Genomic DNA, 14,168 nt, shown 5'->3' on the forward strand with positions numbered 1-14,168 from the left:
CGCACTCTTAATTACGATAAAAACAGGCGGCGCATTCTATCATGCCGAAGCCGGGCGCGCACCCTCGTGAAACGGCCATTGGAACGGTGCCACCAGTTGCAGCGGATAACGTACACCTTGCTGCCACAACCGTACGCTTTCGGCGACCAGCGGCGATCGCAGGCGATTGGCCGTCAGAATCTGCTCTGGCGGTAGCCACCAGCAGCAATCGATGTCACGATCGTGCGGCGAGGTCTCGCATTTTTCCGGCAGATCAAGGCCAAACAGGAACCGCACGAAAGGTGTATCGTCCGGGGCGATCCATTGCTGAACGCCGAGAAAGTATTCAGGCTGCGCGTCGATGCCCGTCTCTTCAAATAATTCACGTTGCGCTGCTTCGATAATCGTTTCATCCGCTTCCAGATGACCGGCAGGCTGGTTCCAGGTAATGCGGCCATGAACACGCTCCTCGACCACCAGTAATTCTCCCTGCGCCTGCACAATACACGCCACCGTTACATGAGGTTTAAACATCCTTCCTCCAAAATTGTTAACTAAAAGTTATTGAAATCCCCTTTCAGACTTCGGCACTGATATCGCGCCATGCGCCCGGGGCCAATTCATCCAGCTGATACTCGCCCATTGCAAAGCGAATCAGACGCAGCGTAGGAAAACCAATATGGGCCGTCATGCGCCGCACCTGGCGGTTCCGTCCTTCATACAACGTGATTCTCAACCAACGGGTGGGGATGGCTTTACGCTCGCGGATCGGCGGCTGGCGCGGCCACAGCCACTCTGGCTCACTCACTAATTCCACCCCGGCAGGCAGCGTTTGACCATCATTGAGTATCACGCCGCTGCGTAATGGGGATAAATCTGATTCCTGCGGTACGCCTTCAACCTGTGCGTAATATATTTTGCCGGTGCGTTTGCCGGGCTGAGTCAGCTGCGCCTGTAACGCGCCATCGTTGGTCAGGACCATCAATCCTTCGCTGTCGCGATCGAGGCGGCCTGCGGCATAGACGTCACCGATGGGCACAAAATCCTTGAGCGTGCGGCGCCCGGCTTCATCGCTAAATTGCGGCAGTACGTCGAAAGGTTTGTTAAAGAGTATGACGCGTCGTGGCCCTTTCGGGCGCGTGTCTCGGCGCACGGGCTGGCGTGCTGCGCTATTTCGACGGTTATCCTGGTGAATTCGTTGAGAAGTTTTTCGCATGGGCTTTGCAGTCAGAAACAATCGGCGCATTATAGCGCGAAACTACGGTGATTGGCGTAGCGGAAATATTCAAGTAGTATTGACCCGCATCTTACAAATCATTAACAAAAAATCGCTCGAAGGAGAGGTTGATGGAAAGCAAAGTAGTTGTTCCGGCGGAAGGTCAAAAATCACCCTGGATCAGGGCAAACTGAACGTTCCGAATAACCCAGTCATTCCTTATATCGAAGGTGATGGCATCGGCGTTGATGTTTCCCCTGTCATGCTGAAAGTGGTTGATGCCGCTGTGAAGAAGGCCTACAACGGCGAGCGCAAAATTTCCTGGATGGAAATTTATACTGGTGAAAAATCAGTAGAACTTTACGGTCAGGACGTCTGGCTGCCGCAAGAAACCCTCGATTTAATCAAAGAATACCGCGTTGCCATCAAAGGCCCGCTGACCACCCCAGTTGGTGGCGGTATTCGTTCTCTGAACGTTGCACTGCGTCAGGAGCTGGATCTGTACGTGTGTCTGCGTCCGGTTCGCTACTACACCGGTACGCCAAGCCCGGTTAAACGCCCAGAAGACACTGACATGGTGATCTTCCGTGAAAACTCAGAAGATATCTATGCCGGTATCGAGTGGAAAGCGGGCACGCCAGAAGCTGACAAAGTGATCAAGTTCCTGCGTGAAGAGATGGGCGTGAAGAAAATTCGCTTCCCAGAGCAGTGTGGTATCGGCGTGAAGCCATGCTCTGAAGCGGGTACCAAACGTCTGGTGCGTGCAGCAGTTGAGTACACCATCACCAACAACCGTGATTCTCTGACCCTGGTTCACAAAGGCAACATCATGAAGTTCACCGAAGGCTCTTTCAAAGACTGGGGTTACCAGTTGGTGAAAGAAGAGTTCGGCGGCGAGCTGATCGATGGCGGCCCGTGGATGAAGTTCAAGAACCCGAACACCGGTAAAGAGATCATCGTTAAAGACGTGATCGCCGATGCCTTCCTGCAGCAGATCCTGTTGCGTCCAGCCGAATACGACGTTATCGCCTGTATGAACCTGAACGGTGACTACATTTCTGATGCCCTGGCGGCACAGGTTGGCGGTATCGGTATCGCACCGGGCGCGAACATCGGTGATGAATGCGCGCTGTTCGAAGCCACCCACGGTACTGCACCTAAGTATGCCGGTCAGGACAAAGTGAACCCAGGTTCCGTAATCCTGTCAGCAGAAATGATGCTGCGTCACCTGGAGTGGTTCGAAGCAGCAGACCTGATTGTTAAAGGCGTGGAAGGCGCAATTGCTGCCAAGACCGTGACCTATGACTTCGAGCGTCTGATGGATGGCGCTAAACTGCTGAAATGTTCAGAGTTTGGTGACGCGATCATCGCGAACATGTAATTTGCCAATAGGCAGAATGCATAACGGGAGCCCAAGGGCTCCCGTTTTTTATGGGCGTTAGTTAAACATTATTCTGTGGTTGTAGATGAAGAAAGTCATGTCGGCGAAGGTCTGGACTTCATCCGGTTCGCCAAGTTGCTGACGTATCGCGGCGAGTCGACGGTTTGCTTCGCTGTTATTATCCGCAGTCGCTAAAGCAGGGATGGAAATAAATTGACGTTCAGGTGACTGCGCAATAAATGCTGGCTGTAACCAGGAGCGCAACGTCTGCCCACGAGAACTAGAGAACATGATTTGATAGTTATCTTCCCACAACACTGGCGTGATATGAATTTTGTTTTCTGAAAGCCAGTTAACATTATTAGATAGCTTCCAGAAGTCACCGTAGCCAAACGTCAAATTGTTATTATTCAGGAAGTCGATGTAAGAACGTGTTTGGGCTTCACTGTCCGCGAAGGGGCCGGTGTTTTTATAATAGGAGTAGCCGGATGATGCTAAGAATAAGATGAATACACAACCTACAATGACATTATTTTTAAATGAGAGTCGTAAAGTCACTAGCATCATGACAAAGCAAAATACATTAACAAAGAATCGGGCACTTCCTTCATAAGGCATGTCATAACCAATGATGAATGAAGTAATGATGGCTGCGATGCTCAGGAAAGAAAATAAGGTAATAAAGCGTGCTTGACTCCCCTTTTTCCAACAAATCACCATTGCATGAAGAAACATTACCACCCAAATCAACAACGAGGCGATGTAGGCAATGCTGTTCTCAACAAAGAACAGGTTCAGTCCGCGCCCCAATATATGTGCGGTCCATTCAGCGTTGATCACCCACTGTTCAAACGGCACTAATGTGAATCGTTGAACAGGAATATGCAACCAGCGAGGGACAGCATGAATCATGGTGAAGATGAAAGTGACAAGGTAGATAATGGTCGCTGTTTTACTGATGTGCTTATTCCATGTGAAGTAGGCATGCACCAGTAACAGAGGAAGGAAGAAGGTTGCAGCAAACCAAGGGTCAGATACTGCAGATAACAACGAGAGTAGACTATAAAGTATAACAATGGTAAGCGAACGTTTTTGCAGATTATAAAAACACAGAGCAAAGATCAGCACGCCAAAAAAGTTGGTTGAGTAATGGGAAAATGGATGAGCAATGAATCCACTGATGTAGCAATAGGCTGGAAGAAAAACAATCAGCAACGGCGCTAAGATAAAGGTGATTTTTCGATGAGTTGAATTAATCACCGCGGCAATCAGTAGTGGTGTTAAGAAAACAAAGAACGCAGTGGAAAGCGTCAGGGCGAACCGGCCATCACTCGAAAGCAGGGAAAAGAAAATGAAATTTATGGGATAAACGGTGAAGTACCAGTTATCAGGCGTGGGGAGCCAGTCACGAAAAATTGAGAACCCTTCTTGCTGAAACGCGCGCCACACCAGAGGGCTATTCGCCACATCAGGCTCAAATGGGAAATAGCGGAAGGTTAAGTACCATGACGCCGCCAGGCAAAGTAAGATAATGCCTATCCATGCCAGGCTTTGTGATTTTTTTGCATCCATTATTTTTTATTTCCATTATTCTTTTTAATTAAATAACGAGGTCTTTTTTTGGTCTCAATATAAATTCGGCCAATATATTCCCCAAGCACACCAATCCCAATTAGCTGTACTCCTCCCAGAAAGAGAATAGAGACCAGTATGGATGGATAGCCCGCTACAGGGTTTCCCCACACCAATTTATCGATAATCATCCAGAGACCGTAGATAAATGACAACGCGGCAACGGTTAACCCAAGATAAGTCCAGATGCGAAGCGGGAAGGTTGAAAAACTGGTGAGGCCTTCAAGTGCGAGATTCCATAACTTCCAACCGTTGAACTTTGAGTCACCATGCAGGCGTTCTGCACGTGAATATTCAACAATCGCGACTTCACCTTCAACCCAACTGAGAAGACCTTTCATAAAAAGGTTTCTTTCTTGAAGTTGTTTTATGTTCTCAACCGTTTCCCGCGAAAGCAGTCTGAAATCCCCAACGTTTTCTTCAATTTTTGGGGTGCTGATTTTATTGTGCAGGCGGTAAAACCATTCGGCTGTTTTACGCTTAAAATTAGTGTCATGGCTTCTGTCTGTGCGCTTCGCTAACACCACGGGCCAGCCTTCTTGCCACTTTTCAATCAGCAGAGGTATCACTTCGATAGGATCTTGCAGGTCAACATCAATGGGAATGATAGCATCGCCAGATGCATGCTCCAGACCCGCCAGTAGCGCAGGTTCTTTACCGAAATTGCGCACGAAATTTATGGCTGTAATTGCGGGGTCTGCTTCAGCTAGCGCATTGATAACGTGTTCTGTAGCATCTTTGCTGCCATCATTCACAAACAGGATTTCTACATCATAATGGCCAAGCGTTTCTTTCACTGCCCGATAAAAAACAGGAATGGCGTCCTCTTCGTTGAAGACAGGAACCACAAGAGAAATTTTCACGTTTTAATCCTGAAAACGATGAAACGGGAATAAAGAAACCCAACGATCACGCTCACCAATGAAAAAATAACGAGAGTAACCAGTGGATTGATAGCGAAATGATCTGCCGAACGTCCAACGCCTAGTGCTAGCGCTCCCATGAACACCACATAAAGCACATACCGCAAACGTGTCGCCTGAGTTTTGAACGTCCAGCGCGCATTAGCGAAGAAAGAAAAGGTCACCGCCAGGCAAAAGGCGCTGAAATTGGCAATCGACTGAGATGAGCCGAAGGCGTATAGCACGCCAAAAATTGCCCAATGGATAATGTTATTAACCACCCCAATCGATAAGTATCGTGCGAAAATTTTAAACATTGTTGCGGTGCAGTGTTAACCCAGGTAAGAGATTGAGTGCTTCAAACTGCCCACCCATTTGAACGTGCTTATTGAAATGGGAGCCACAATGAAATGTTGATTAAATCACAACGTGATGAGGACAAATCTTACCAGAGTCGCTAACGATAAAAAACCAAAGCGATCTTCTACAAGGGATCAAATAATCAATGAAGCAGAAGCAGAAGCAGAAGCAGAAGCAGAAGCAGAAGCAGAAGCGCATGCTCCTGCTCCAGAGACATTATTACGCTTCCGGTCCTTGCTGATGGTTCAGTGCTTCGCGATGCTGCGACAGCCGCCAGAAATCATTGCCTGTAGGATGTTGATAAGTGCGCAGTGAAAACTGAGCGAGGATCGCGTAGATATATTCGAAGATCGCTGACTGCGAGTTCTCGTAATCTACCCACAGCACCGATGAGGTAAAGCAATACACTTCCACCGGCAAACCTTCTGGTGAGGGTTTCATGGCGCGCACCACGATATACATATCCTTTTTGATATCGTCACGTTGAGACAGCCAGGCGGTGAGGTATTTACGGAACACCGTCAGATTAGTGATGCCATTATCAGCAAACCAGCGGTCTCCCACCACGCTGCTGTCACGTCCATCCATCAGCGCGGACAACTGCTCGTTAACGCCGCGCACCTGACTCATCTGCTGCACCATCTCTTGATCGATAAAGCGAATCGAGGTCTGGTCAAGATGAAAGCTTCGCATGATACGGCGCGCACCCGAGGTGAACATCGCCTGCCAGTTGGTGTAGGTTTCGGTCAGGAAATTCTTGGTGGGAATGCGTGACAGCGTGTTATCCCAGTTGCGGATGGTAATGGTGTGCAGCGCAATATCGATCACTTCACCGCTGATACCGTTTTCTGGCATCTCAATCCAGTCGCCCAGTTGCAGGACATCATTAGACGACACCTGTATGTTTGCCACCAGTGATAGCAAAGTGTGTTGAAACACCAGCATCAGTACGGCAGCAACCGCACCCAGGCTCGAAATAATAATCACCGGCGATTTATTCGACATAATCGCCAGAATCATGATGGCCGAAAGAATGTGCACCAGGATTTTGCCGACCTGGATATAGCCTTTAATCGAGTGATTTTTACGCTTTGACTTACGCGAGTAGGAGTTATTGACGATCTCCAGTACTTCGGTAAAAAACAGCGACAGGTAGACAAAGAACAAAATACCGCAGATGGTTTTAATCGCGATCAGCAAATGTTCTGGCAGATCCGGCATAAATTGCAGCAGGTAATAGACCGTTATGACGGGAATGAAGTTCGAGAGCTTCTCAGAGAGGCGAACGTCTTTATCCAACGGCACTTGTTTTTGTGGGTGCTAAAGAAGACTTTTCGCACCACTTTCACCACAAAGAACTTACAGATTAAATGCGCTACCATCCCGGCAATCACCAGCAGCAACAGGCTGAAACTGGCGGATAACAGGGTATTGCCTTCGATAAATTTCTGGATATTGACTAAATAATTCATTTCATTCACAAGCCTGACTACGTTGTCGGGGATTCAACCACAAACTGACACCACACTGTATGCGACAAGTGCGCAATTTTTAAAAAAGACGCGTTCATGCTCATACATTTAGCAAAACTTTGAAACAGATAGCATCCATGCACTCTGCGCAGTGTCTTTCAGCGGGAAACCCGCTATCTTCAGCGCTTCAGATTCAGGAGGTGATATGCAAGGTGTGATCAAATTCGTCAAAGGCTGGCTGTTGTTTTCGCTGCTGTGGGGCATTTTTATGTGGTTCACATCGTGGCAGGCGCAGGGGGAAGCCATCAGTATGGTGGTGGTGAAAAGCCTGTACGCCGGTTTAATTTACCAGGCGTTGATAACCATGGTGACGCGATTCAAAGCGCGCCGTGCACAAGCCTGATTGATCACATCTCCCCACACAGCTTTGCGCAGGGCTGACGCTAATTTGCACTCCCTCAGGCAAGCTGAGCCGACTCAAAACAGTGTGGGCGGACGTTGAAATGGGAAAGACATCGATAGCTGCTTGGCTATTTTTGCTGGTGTCATTGGGCAGTTGCGCGCAGTTACCTGATGTCCCAATGAAAGTCATTGGACAACATGGTCGTCATTTGGATGTGAATAACAGCACGGCTGATGTGGCAGAGACGCCAGATGAGCACATTCAGGAACGATTGGATGAAGCAGGTCAACATCAATAGTCATTGGGGCCGTAAAGGCCCCTGATTGCAGATTATTTCCTGCCGAGCAGGAAACCGACAATGATTCCGATGCTGGCGGCGACGGCCAGACCGGTTGCCGGATTATCACGCACAGATTTAACCACGCAGTCTGCAGCATCCTGCACTGCATAGCTGGCTTGCGCCGGATAACGACGTGCAGCACCCTTAGCCTGATGTTTGCGAGAGCCAGTCCATTCCCCGATCTTCTCTTCTACAGCGCCCGCTGCTTCATTCAATTTTGCTTCCGCTTTATCAGTCATGATAATTCCCTGTTGGTTGTGAATATTACGTTTCAGCGTAGTCACAGATTTTCAGGCCAGCAACCCTCAAACCGATAAGGTTGTAACAGCGGTTTGCAGGAATGAGTAATTCTGTCCAGGCTTAAACGTGCGAAGGTGCATTTGGCATCATTGTTTGACTGGCCGAACTACAGCGGGAGGACGCATGAAGCGCGATGTGTTGAGTGAAGACGATTATGATGAGGTGTGCCGTGTCATTGGCGATGCTGTGATTGTACTCACCGAGTGTGGCCATGAGACCAAACGGGCTGAAATCACGGATTTGCTAAAGCGAACCCGCCATCACCGCGCTAATGACGAGCGCGATGAGCAACGGATGTTAGAACATGCTATCCGTTTGGTCAGGCCATGAAATTGGAGGGCGCGACATGGCGCCCTTACTGATTGCCGCGATAGGCCGGATACCAGGTCACTAAAAAGTGGCGTAAGTGGTCAAAACACCATTCAGCATCGTCAGACTGCTGGCAGTAATAGCGAATAGTGACTTTCTCGTAGCGCATGTGGCGCTGATGCAGGGGCGACCAGCTCCAGTCCAGCACGGCGCGCGCGTAATTAACCAAGGCGCCACTCTGCATGTTGTGCTGCTTCTCCTGGCGACTGAGATAGAGTTCAAACGCCTGATCCAGACTTTGCGTCTCTTCACTGCTGCCGCTCGAAAGCGTGGGGCGTAATGCCACGTCTATAAATCCACACACGCCATCTTCACGTTGCTGCCAGTCACAGGCTAGCGTCATGAACACGCCTTCCTGCAGATTCACCTCTTCCAGTAAACGGCGTAAATTTTCGGAATGTTTACTTGCTGATATTTCATCAATACGGCCGGTCTCCAGCGTGAGATCAAACCCACAGGGATTCACCGAGCCATCCGCATTGGTGGAGGCAGGGAAGGGGAAATCAATATAGCCGTTATTATCCAGACTCTTTTCCATGGTGCAGGTCCGCAGCGTGAGGAAGCCTGACAATAAACCATCTTGCCCGGCTAAGCACGTTTAAGGGCACGTCCAGGTAATCATGGTGTTCTGATAAGGATTGATCAGTCGGAACTGTTTATCTGACAGGCGTTGCGCCGTAAAACCCTCGGCTGTTACCGCAGAAGGGACATACTGGAAGCGATCGGTCGAGTGCAGTCTGCCGCTTTGGACCGTAACACCCTCGCGCGTGACGGCGAAAGCATTCACTAAATCGAAAATGCGCGCCTGAGTATTTCCCTTCGACTGACCATAAATGGTCGCAACTTCTCCTGGGCAGTCGACGCCTTTGGGCGTAGAGCTGCAGCCAGCCAGTAATAAGAGGGTGAGTACAACGGTGATTCGCAACATGATCCTGTCCTGGTTCGTTCCCTGGTTTGCAGTGGCCCGCAAATGCACACTCAATACCTGATCATAGCATTTCTGGCGCCGCTTCCCATTTGGCATTTGCTTAATCGTTAAGCGGTAAGAATGTTAAGGGGTGACTTTGGTAGCAGATAAACGTTATTCTTGCCAGCGTTGCGCATCAGGTAAGCAAAACAAGGGCAAATCTATGAGAGAAGAAGAAGCGAGTTTAATGATTCTTCAGCACGCGATTGATAAATTAGAAGCCGACAAAAAAAGCAGGTAATGAACTGCGTAGCGGCCATCCATGAAGTGATGCAGCGTTTCGACCCAGAAGACGCGGGGCTGGCATTAATGCTGGTGGCCGCACAGGTTGCCGCAGAGTAATCCCCCACGTCACGCCTTTCTCCCACCCGCCTGCGGTGGAAAATCCACGCAATAAAGCTGCTGCTCAGTCGATATCGGCTGATGCACAGCGGTTGTCTTACCCTGCATTAATCTTTCTCCTGGTTCACTTTGCGGCTGGCTGTGCTAAACCTGACAGTGGATCCAAAAGGAGGATGAGATGAAAAAGACACTGCTTTTAATTGGTACTTTTAGCCTCGGCCTGCTGTTGGCGGGTTGTGCATCCGACCACGTGTTGCACACCACTGACGGGCAAACCATTGTTGTGCAAGGTAAACCGGTGGTAGATGAAGATACTGGCATGATTACTTACAAAGATATCGACGGTAAGGAACAGCAGATAAATCGAAATCAAATCAAGGACATGAATTCAGTTAACTAACTGATTCTCGCGCAAAAATCCTTGTTGGCCCGCTGCTGGCGGGCCATTGCACATCATCCCGCTTGAATTTATGCTAGGCTTCTCCGCACAAAACCCAACGAAATCATCATCTAACCTCAGCGGAGAATCCAATGAAGGCGATAGCTATTGCCGTTGGCCTGATGGCATGTCAAATCGCGCCGGCGTGGAGCGAAACCGAATTTCAAATCACCTGTCCGGGCCGCCCAACCATGACCGTTTCACGTGCCGAATACGGTTTAAGCACCCTGATGTGGCCCACGCGTCACTTCCAAATTGCGGCTGGGCAGCAGCGCGTCAGCATGAAAGGTGGAGACAAAGTGGCGATTACGCGCTTCCGCAATGGCGATCAGCTGATTGTGAACAAAAACAACGACGATACGTTCTTCGTGTTCGCCGACAGCAATAAGCTGATACCCTGCAATCGCACGGAAAAACGCGATACGGAGATCCTTTCGCTGGAGCGCTACGACGACAGTCAGCGGCCTAACTCATGATGGCCGAGACATATCAACGTGATTAAGCAGCTGCTGCTGGCGCAGATCCAGCGGTGACTGTTCTGCCTCATCAATGGCGGCCAGCCAGCTTTGCAAATCCACTTTCGCCCATGACAGATGACCGCGTGTGGTGCTCATCAACACCACATCGGGGCGCAATGCGCGATAGAGTTCCAACGATTGCTGTAGCTCCGCGGGATTGCTTTCCGGCACCAGCACGCTGATCCAGCGGTTGTAATCGCAGGTGAGCGTATCGCCCACAAACAGATAAGTATGCCCAAGTGGGGAGTGGTAAAGAAAACTGCTGCTGCCGGGCGTATGGCCGGGCGTGGGCAACAGATGGAAATCACCAAAATGGGTTTCCTGCTGGATGAAGGTTTCATCCGGCTCGATAATCAGGCTCACTGGACCCAACGAGCGGCTATGGCAGTACAATGCACTGTTAAAGCGCTGCTGAATGGCCAGCGCACCGGGCGCGGCCTCATGCCAGTGGGTAAGATAATGGCGGATCACGCCACCGGCATCGTTGAGAAATTCGTGATCGAGCGGATGCTCCACGCGACCAATGAGCAAATTGCCGCGCGGATGGCGCAGCATAAAGCCATGCATCATCACATCACTGGCAGTTTCTTCAGAGGGAAATTCCGGCGTGGAGATCCACAAATCTTCGTAGAGTGGCTTCAATGTCGGTCTCCTGCGGCAAAACGTCAGCGCAATGTCGGGTGGCCGGTGAAGGCAAGTTGGGCTTCGCCCTGATCAAGTTGTAGCGTAGCGCTGGCGCCCAATGGCAGCGTAACAGTATCGGCATCATGTCCGAAGGCCAGATCGCTGATCACCGGAATTTGATACTCATCGCGGATGCGCTGCCATACGCTGGCAAAATCGAAGCCATTATCATAGGCCGAGAGCGAGGTGCTGGTGAAACTGCCGGTAACGATCGCGCGCTGACGCGCCAAAATTCCGCTCTGTTGCAGCTGAATCAGCATGCGTTCAATACGGAAGGGATGTTCGTTCACATCTTCGATCACCAAAATACCGCCATCACATTGCGGCATCCACGGTGTGCCAATCAGCGAGCAGATCATCGCCAGATTTCCGCCCCACAATGTCCCTTGCCAGCGACCCGTATCCGGACTGAGGCTGCGCCAGCCTATATTGACTGTAGGAGAAGAAAGCGCCTGCCAAAAGTGCGACTGGGTAAATTCGGATAATACCTCTGCACCAAAATTGCCAGCCAGCATCGGCCCACTGAAGGTGATCAACCCGGTTTGCGCCAGTAATGCCAACTGAATAGCGGTGAAATCACTGTGTCCGCACAGTGCGATGGGCTGATTAAGCAACTGGCGCTGCAGCCCGACGAAATCAATCTGGTCAAGCAATCTGGAGGCGCCATAACCACCGCGCACCGCTAAGACGATATCGGGCAGTGTGGCGAGCGTGGCCAGTTGGTTGATGTCATTCAGGCGTTCACTGTCCTCACCGGCAAAGCGCTGAAAGCGGCGCGCGATAACGGATTGATTGTCCAAATGATGGCCCGCAGCCTCTAAACGGCTAACGGCACGCTGAGCCGCATCCTGATTGTGGCAATAGCCAGAAGGGGCGATCAGTCGAATTGAGCGGGAGGCGACCATAGCGTAGATCCTGATTAAAATTGGCATGCCGATGATGGCGAAAACCGTTACTGAAGTCACGGCAGCACAAGGTTTTTTACTTATTTAGGATAAACGGTAATTTTGCATTGCGCTGCGCCAGGTATGATAGCTTGCGCCAACCTTATTGCGGAACCAAAAATCAGTGAAAATTCGACTACTTATGCTCTCTGCTCTGTTGCTTGCGGGCTGTGCCAGTGAGCCAGAAAAAACGGTCGTGCCAGAAAAAAATACGCCATTAACCCAGGCACCGCCGTCGAAAGTGAATGATGCGTGGTCACTGTTTACCGAAGATGCCGCCAGTCATTATGGCGTTGATGAGAAGTTAATCAGCGCCATTATTAGTGTCGAATCCGGCGGCAATCCTACCGTGACCAGCCGTTCTAACGCGGTAGGATTGATGCAAATTAAAGCCTCTACCGCAGGTCGTGCGGTGTATCGCACGCAGGGCCGTCACGGCCAGCCGACGTCATCGGAACTGCGCGATCCGGCGAAGAATATTCAAATCGGCGCGGCTTATCTCAAGCTGCTGCAGGATTCAGAGTTAGCCGGTATTCAAAACCCGCTGACGCTACGCTACGCCACCATCGTTTCCTACGCCAATGGTGCAGGTGCACTGCTGCGCACCTTCTCACGCAACCGCGACCAGGCGATTGCGATGATTAACAGAATGTCACCAGACGAGTTTTATCAGCACGTGCAGGATAAACATCCGGCGGCGCAGGCACCACGTTACTTATGGAAGGTCACGACAGCTTACCGCACCATTGGCTGATAGCGCCCGCTGCGCTGCAATACGCACCTGTCTGTCGTAATGACGCCCTTCTCGATGAGGGGCACCATTGATGCATACCCTGTCGGTGTAGTGGCGCCATGTATGGCGCCCACTTGAATGACATCACTCGATCAACAGCCGCGCCGTGGGATAATCCACAATCAGCACCTTCACGTATCCGCCGCGCAATGCACCGCGAATCGCCTGTGCTTTCTCTTTACCCCCCGCTAGCGCCACCACTTGCGCGCACTGCCTGACTTGCGCCAGCTCCATGCCAATCACCGGATCTTCTTCCGCGCTCAGCACCGGTTTGCCATCGGCGTCAAAGTAATGCAGGCAGATATCGCCCACGGCACCGCGTTCGGCCAGCGTGCGCAGCATTTCACCGTCGTAGTAGTTCCCGGAATTACGCAGTAGCGCTGAGGGCTCGAGATCGCCGATACCGACAATCGCCAGATCCACCTGTTCGAATTTTTCCAGCACCACCGCCACGTCGGGGTTGACCGATAAACGCTGGCGATCCTGCACCGAATGCTCAATTGACTGTGAGGGCAGCAGCCAGGCTGGGCAATCCAGCAACGCCGCCAGATTTTGCGTCAGGATGGTGGCCTGCACGTTGCCATTGGCGCCCACGCCGCCGAGCAGCTGGATCACCCCTTTACAGGGTGCGCTTTGCGGATGCAATGCATCCACCATGGCGCGAATGGTGCCGCTCCATGAGGAGATGCCAATCAGCTCATCGGCGCGCAGGCGGGTTTCCAGATAGTGCGCGGCTGCTGAACCAATAGATTGTTTAATTTGCAGGGCAGAGGCCTGATCCGGCACATCCACCACAATCACCTGCGGCAGCTGATATTGCTGCTCGATGGCCTTCTCCAGTTCGGGAAACACATTCGCCGGAGGGACCACGCTGATCTTCACCACACCTTCTTTCACGCTGCGATTGAGGATGCGTGACACAAAGGATTGCGACAGTTTCAGCAGTTGTGCGATGTCGGACTGCTTCATGCCTTCCACATAATAAAGCGTGGCGATTTTCACCATCAGCCGCTGTTCGTCCTGTTTTGCCATGGTTTTTCTCTCTCTTAACCTGCCTGGTATTGTTAATCAGCCTGTCAGAAATAACAACGCAGAACATTTTGTGATCGTTTTCGCTTTTTCAGGAT

Annotated in this window: 17 protein-coding genes and 2 pseudogenes; 7 read left to right on the plus strand and 12 right to left on the minus strand. The window is 50.8% G+C overall.

Annotated features, from left to right (window positions below; genetic code table 11):
• Window positions 1-39: 39 nt before the first annotated feature.
• Window positions 40-513, minus strand: a complete 474-nt coding sequence (locus tag HA45_RS09940) for an NUDIX domain-containing protein (RefSeq protein ID WP_100702828.1) — start codon at window positions 511-513, stop codon at window positions 40-42.
• Between the two features lie 43 nt (window positions 514-556).
• Window positions 557-1,195: a 23S rRNA pseudouridine(2457) synthase RluE gene (gene rluE, locus HA45_RS09945; protein ID WP_240629241.1), complete on the minus strand. Its 639-nt coding sequence runs from the start codon at window positions 1,193-1,195 to the stop codon at window positions 557-559.
• Window positions 1,196-1,326: 131 nt separating this feature from the next.
• Between rluE and icd the strand changes: the two are divergent.
• Window positions 1,327-2,576: pseudogene (gene icd, locus HA45_RS09950) on the plus strand (NADP-dependent isocitrate dehydrogenase).
• 57 nt (window positions 2,577-2,633) lie between these two features.
• Here icd and HA45_RS09955 read toward each other — a convergent pair.
• The 4 genes and pseudogenes from HA45_RS09955 to HA45_RS09970 form a co-directional block, all read right to left on the minus strand.
• Window positions 2,634-4,148 (minus strand): hypothetical protein, encoded by a 1,515-nt coding sequence (locus tag HA45_RS09955; RefSeq protein WP_100702831.1) that lies wholly within the window; start codon window positions 4,146-4,148, stop codon window positions 2,634-2,636.
• Window positions 4,148-5,071: a glycosyltransferase family 2 protein gene (locus HA45_RS09960; RefSeq protein WP_100702832.1), complete on the minus strand. Its 924-nt coding sequence runs from the start codon at window positions 5,069-5,071 to the stop codon at window positions 4,148-4,150. Before HA45_RS09960 ends, HA45_RS09955 begins: the two co-directional genes overlap by 1 nt.
• Window positions 5,068-5,427 carry a GtrA family protein gene (locus HA45_RS09965; RefSeq protein WP_100702833.1) on the minus strand — a complete coding sequence of 120 codons (360 nt, stop codon included), beginning with the start codon at window positions 5,425-5,427 and terminating at the stop codon, window positions 5,068-5,070. The genes HA45_RS09960 and HA45_RS09965 overlap by 4 nt, the downstream gene beginning before the upstream one ends.
• Window positions 5,428-5,689: 262 nt before the next feature.
• Window positions 5,690-6,942, minus strand: a pseudogene (locus HA45_RS09970) (mechanosensitive ion channel family protein).
• Window positions 6,943-7,147: 205 nt separating this feature from the next.
• Here HA45_RS09970 and HA45_RS09975 point away from each other — a divergent pair.
• Window positions 7,148-7,345 carry a DUF6404 family protein gene (locus HA45_RS09975; RefSeq protein WP_100702835.1) on the plus strand — a complete coding sequence of 66 codons (198 nt, stop codon included), beginning with the start codon at window positions 7,148-7,150 and terminating at the stop codon, window positions 7,343-7,345.
• A 330-nt stretch (window positions 7,346-7,675) separates the two neighbouring features.
• On the opposite strand, the gene HA45_RS09980 is transcribed toward HA45_RS09975, so the two are convergent.
• Entirely contained in the window at window positions 7,676-7,924 is a 249-nt protein-coding gene (locus tag HA45_RS09980) for a DUF883 family protein (protein WP_034822005.1), read from the minus strand.
• A 184-nt stretch (window positions 7,925-8,108) separates the two neighbouring features.
• Here HA45_RS09980 and HA45_RS09985 point away from each other — a divergent pair, with 184 nt between their 5' ends.
• Complete coding sequence (locus tag HA45_RS09985; RefSeq protein ID WP_100702836.1) at window positions 8,109-8,315, plus strand: DUF2767 family protein; 207 nt, start codon at window positions 8,109-8,111, stop codon at window positions 8,313-8,315.
• Window positions 8,316-8,340: 25 nt separating this feature from the next.
• Here the strand turns inward: HA45_RS09985 and HA45_RS09990 are convergent, their stop codons facing one another.
• Together HA45_RS09990 and HA45_RS09995 are read right to left on the minus strand one after the other, a co-directional pair.
• Complete coding sequence (locus HA45_RS09990) at window positions 8,341-8,892, minus strand: hypothetical protein (RefSeq protein ID WP_100702837.1); 552 nt, start codon at window positions 8,890-8,892, stop codon at window positions 8,341-8,343.
• A gap of 60 nt (window positions 8,893-8,952) precedes the next feature.
• Complete coding sequence (locus HA45_RS09995; RefSeq protein ID WP_100702838.1) at window positions 8,953-9,282, minus strand: hypothetical protein; 330 nt, start codon at window positions 9,280-9,282, stop codon at window positions 8,953-8,955.
• A gap of 136 nt (window positions 9,283-9,418) precedes the next feature.
• Between HA45_RS09995 and HA45_RS27425 the strand changes: the two genes are divergently transcribed.
• From HA45_RS27425 to HA45_RS10005, 3 genes are all read left to right on the plus strand, one after another.
• Entirely contained in the window at window positions 9,419-9,562 is a 144-nt protein-coding gene (locus HA45_RS27425) for a hypothetical protein (RefSeq protein WP_162288445.1), read from the plus strand.
• 279 nt (window positions 9,563-9,841) lie between these two features.
• On the plus strand, window positions 9,842-10,063 hold the full coding sequence (locus HA45_RS10000) for a YgdI/YgdR family lipoprotein (RefSeq protein ID WP_100702840.1): 222 nt from the start codon (window positions 9,842-9,844) through the stop codon (window positions 10,061-10,063).
• A gap of 131 nt (window positions 10,064-10,194) precedes the next feature.
• Window positions 10,195-10,578 (plus strand): hypothetical protein, encoded by a 384-nt coding sequence (locus tag HA45_RS10005; protein WP_100702841.1) that lies wholly within the window; start codon window positions 10,195-10,197, stop codon window positions 10,576-10,578.
• Here HA45_RS10005 and HA45_RS10010 read toward each other — a convergent pair.
• Window positions 10,573-11,262 carry an MBL fold metallo-hydrolase gene (locus HA45_RS10010; protein WP_100702842.1) on the minus strand — a complete coding sequence of 230 codons (690 nt, stop codon included), beginning with the start codon at window positions 11,260-11,262 and terminating at the stop codon, window positions 10,573-10,575. The genes HA45_RS10005 and HA45_RS10010 overlap by 6 nt on opposite strands.
• A 23-nt stretch (window positions 11,263-11,285) precedes the next feature.
• Complete coding sequence (ldcA, locus tag HA45_RS10015) at window positions 11,286-12,209, minus strand: muramoyltetrapeptide carboxypeptidase (RefSeq protein WP_100702843.1); 924 nt, start codon at window positions 12,207-12,209, stop codon at window positions 11,286-11,288.
• A gap of 163 nt (window positions 12,210-12,372) precedes the next feature.
• Between ldcA and emtA the strand changes: the two genes are divergently transcribed.
• The gene (gene emtA, locus HA45_RS10020) at window positions 12,373-13,002 is read left to right on the plus strand and encodes a membrane-bound lytic murein transglycosylase EmtA (protein ID WP_100702844.1); all 630 of its coding nucleotides are present in this window, start codon (window positions 12,373-12,375) and stop codon (window positions 13,000-13,002) included.
• 123 nt (window positions 13,003-13,125) lie between these two features.
• On the opposite strand, the gene HA45_RS10025 is transcribed toward emtA, so the two are convergent.
• The gene (locus HA45_RS10025) at window positions 13,126-14,073 is read right to left on the minus strand and encodes a sugar-binding transcriptional regulator (protein WP_100702845.1); all 948 of its coding nucleotides are present in this window, start codon (window positions 14,071-14,073) and stop codon (window positions 13,126-13,128) included.
• Window positions 14,074-14,168 lie beyond the last annotated feature (95 nt).

The sequence above is a fragment of the Pantoea rodasii genome (genome assembly GCF_002095465.1).
In the GTDB taxonomy this organism is placed as follows: Bacteria; Pseudomonadota; Gammaproteobacteria; order Enterobacterales; family Enterobacteriaceae; genus Pantoea; species Pantoea rodasii.

Excerpts from the sequence above, each read along its gene's own strand:
- HA45_RS09940 (WP_100702828.1), bottom strand. The coding sequence starts at position 513 with ATGTTTAAACCTCATGTAACGGTGGCGTGTATTGTGCAGGCGCAGGGA.
- rluE (WP_240629241.1), bottom strand. The coding sequence starts at position 1,195 with ATGCGAAAAACTTCTCAACGAATTCACCAGGATAACCGTCGAAATAGC.
- HA45_RS09955 (WP_100702831.1), bottom strand. The coding sequence starts at position 4,148 with ATGGATGCAAAAAAATCACAAAGCCTGGCATGGATAGGCATTATCTTA.
- HA45_RS09965 (WP_100702833.1), bottom strand. The coding sequence starts at position 5,427 with ATGTTTAAAATTTTCGCACGATACTTATCGATTGGGGTGGTTAATAAC.
- HA45_RS09975 (WP_100702835.1), top strand. The coding sequence starts at position 7,148 with ATGCAAGGTGTGATCAAATTCGTCAAAGGCTGGCTGTTGTTTTCGCTG.
- HA45_RS09980 (WP_034822005.1), bottom strand. The coding sequence starts at position 7,924 with ATGACTGATAAAGCGGAAGCAAAATTGAATGAAGCAGCGGGCGCTGTA.
- HA45_RS09985 (WP_100702836.1), top strand. The coding sequence starts at position 8,109 with ATGAAGCGCGATGTGTTGAGTGAAGACGATTATGATGAGGTGTGCCGT.
- HA45_RS09990 (WP_100702837.1), bottom strand. The coding sequence starts at position 8,892 with ATGGAAAAGAGTCTGGATAATAACGGCTATATTGATTTCCCCTTCCCT.
- HA45_RS09995 (WP_100702838.1), bottom strand. The coding sequence starts at position 9,282 with ATGTTGCGAATCACCGTTGTACTCACCCTCTTATTACTGGCTGGCTGC.
- HA45_RS10000 (WP_100702840.1), top strand. The coding sequence starts at position 9,842 with ATGAAAAAGACACTGCTTTTAATTGGTACTTTTAGCCTCGGCCTGCTG.
- HA45_RS10005 (WP_100702841.1), top strand. The coding sequence starts at position 10,195 with ATGAAGGCGATAGCTATTGCCGTTGGCCTGATGGCATGTCAAATCGCG.
- ldcA (WP_100702843.1), bottom strand. The coding sequence starts at position 12,209 with ATGGTCGCCTCCCGCTCAATTCGACTGATCGCCCCTTCTGGCTATTGC.
- HA45_RS10025 (WP_100702845.1), bottom strand. The coding sequence starts at position 14,073 with ATGGCAAAACAGGACGAACAGCGGCTGATGGTGAAAATCGCCACGCTT.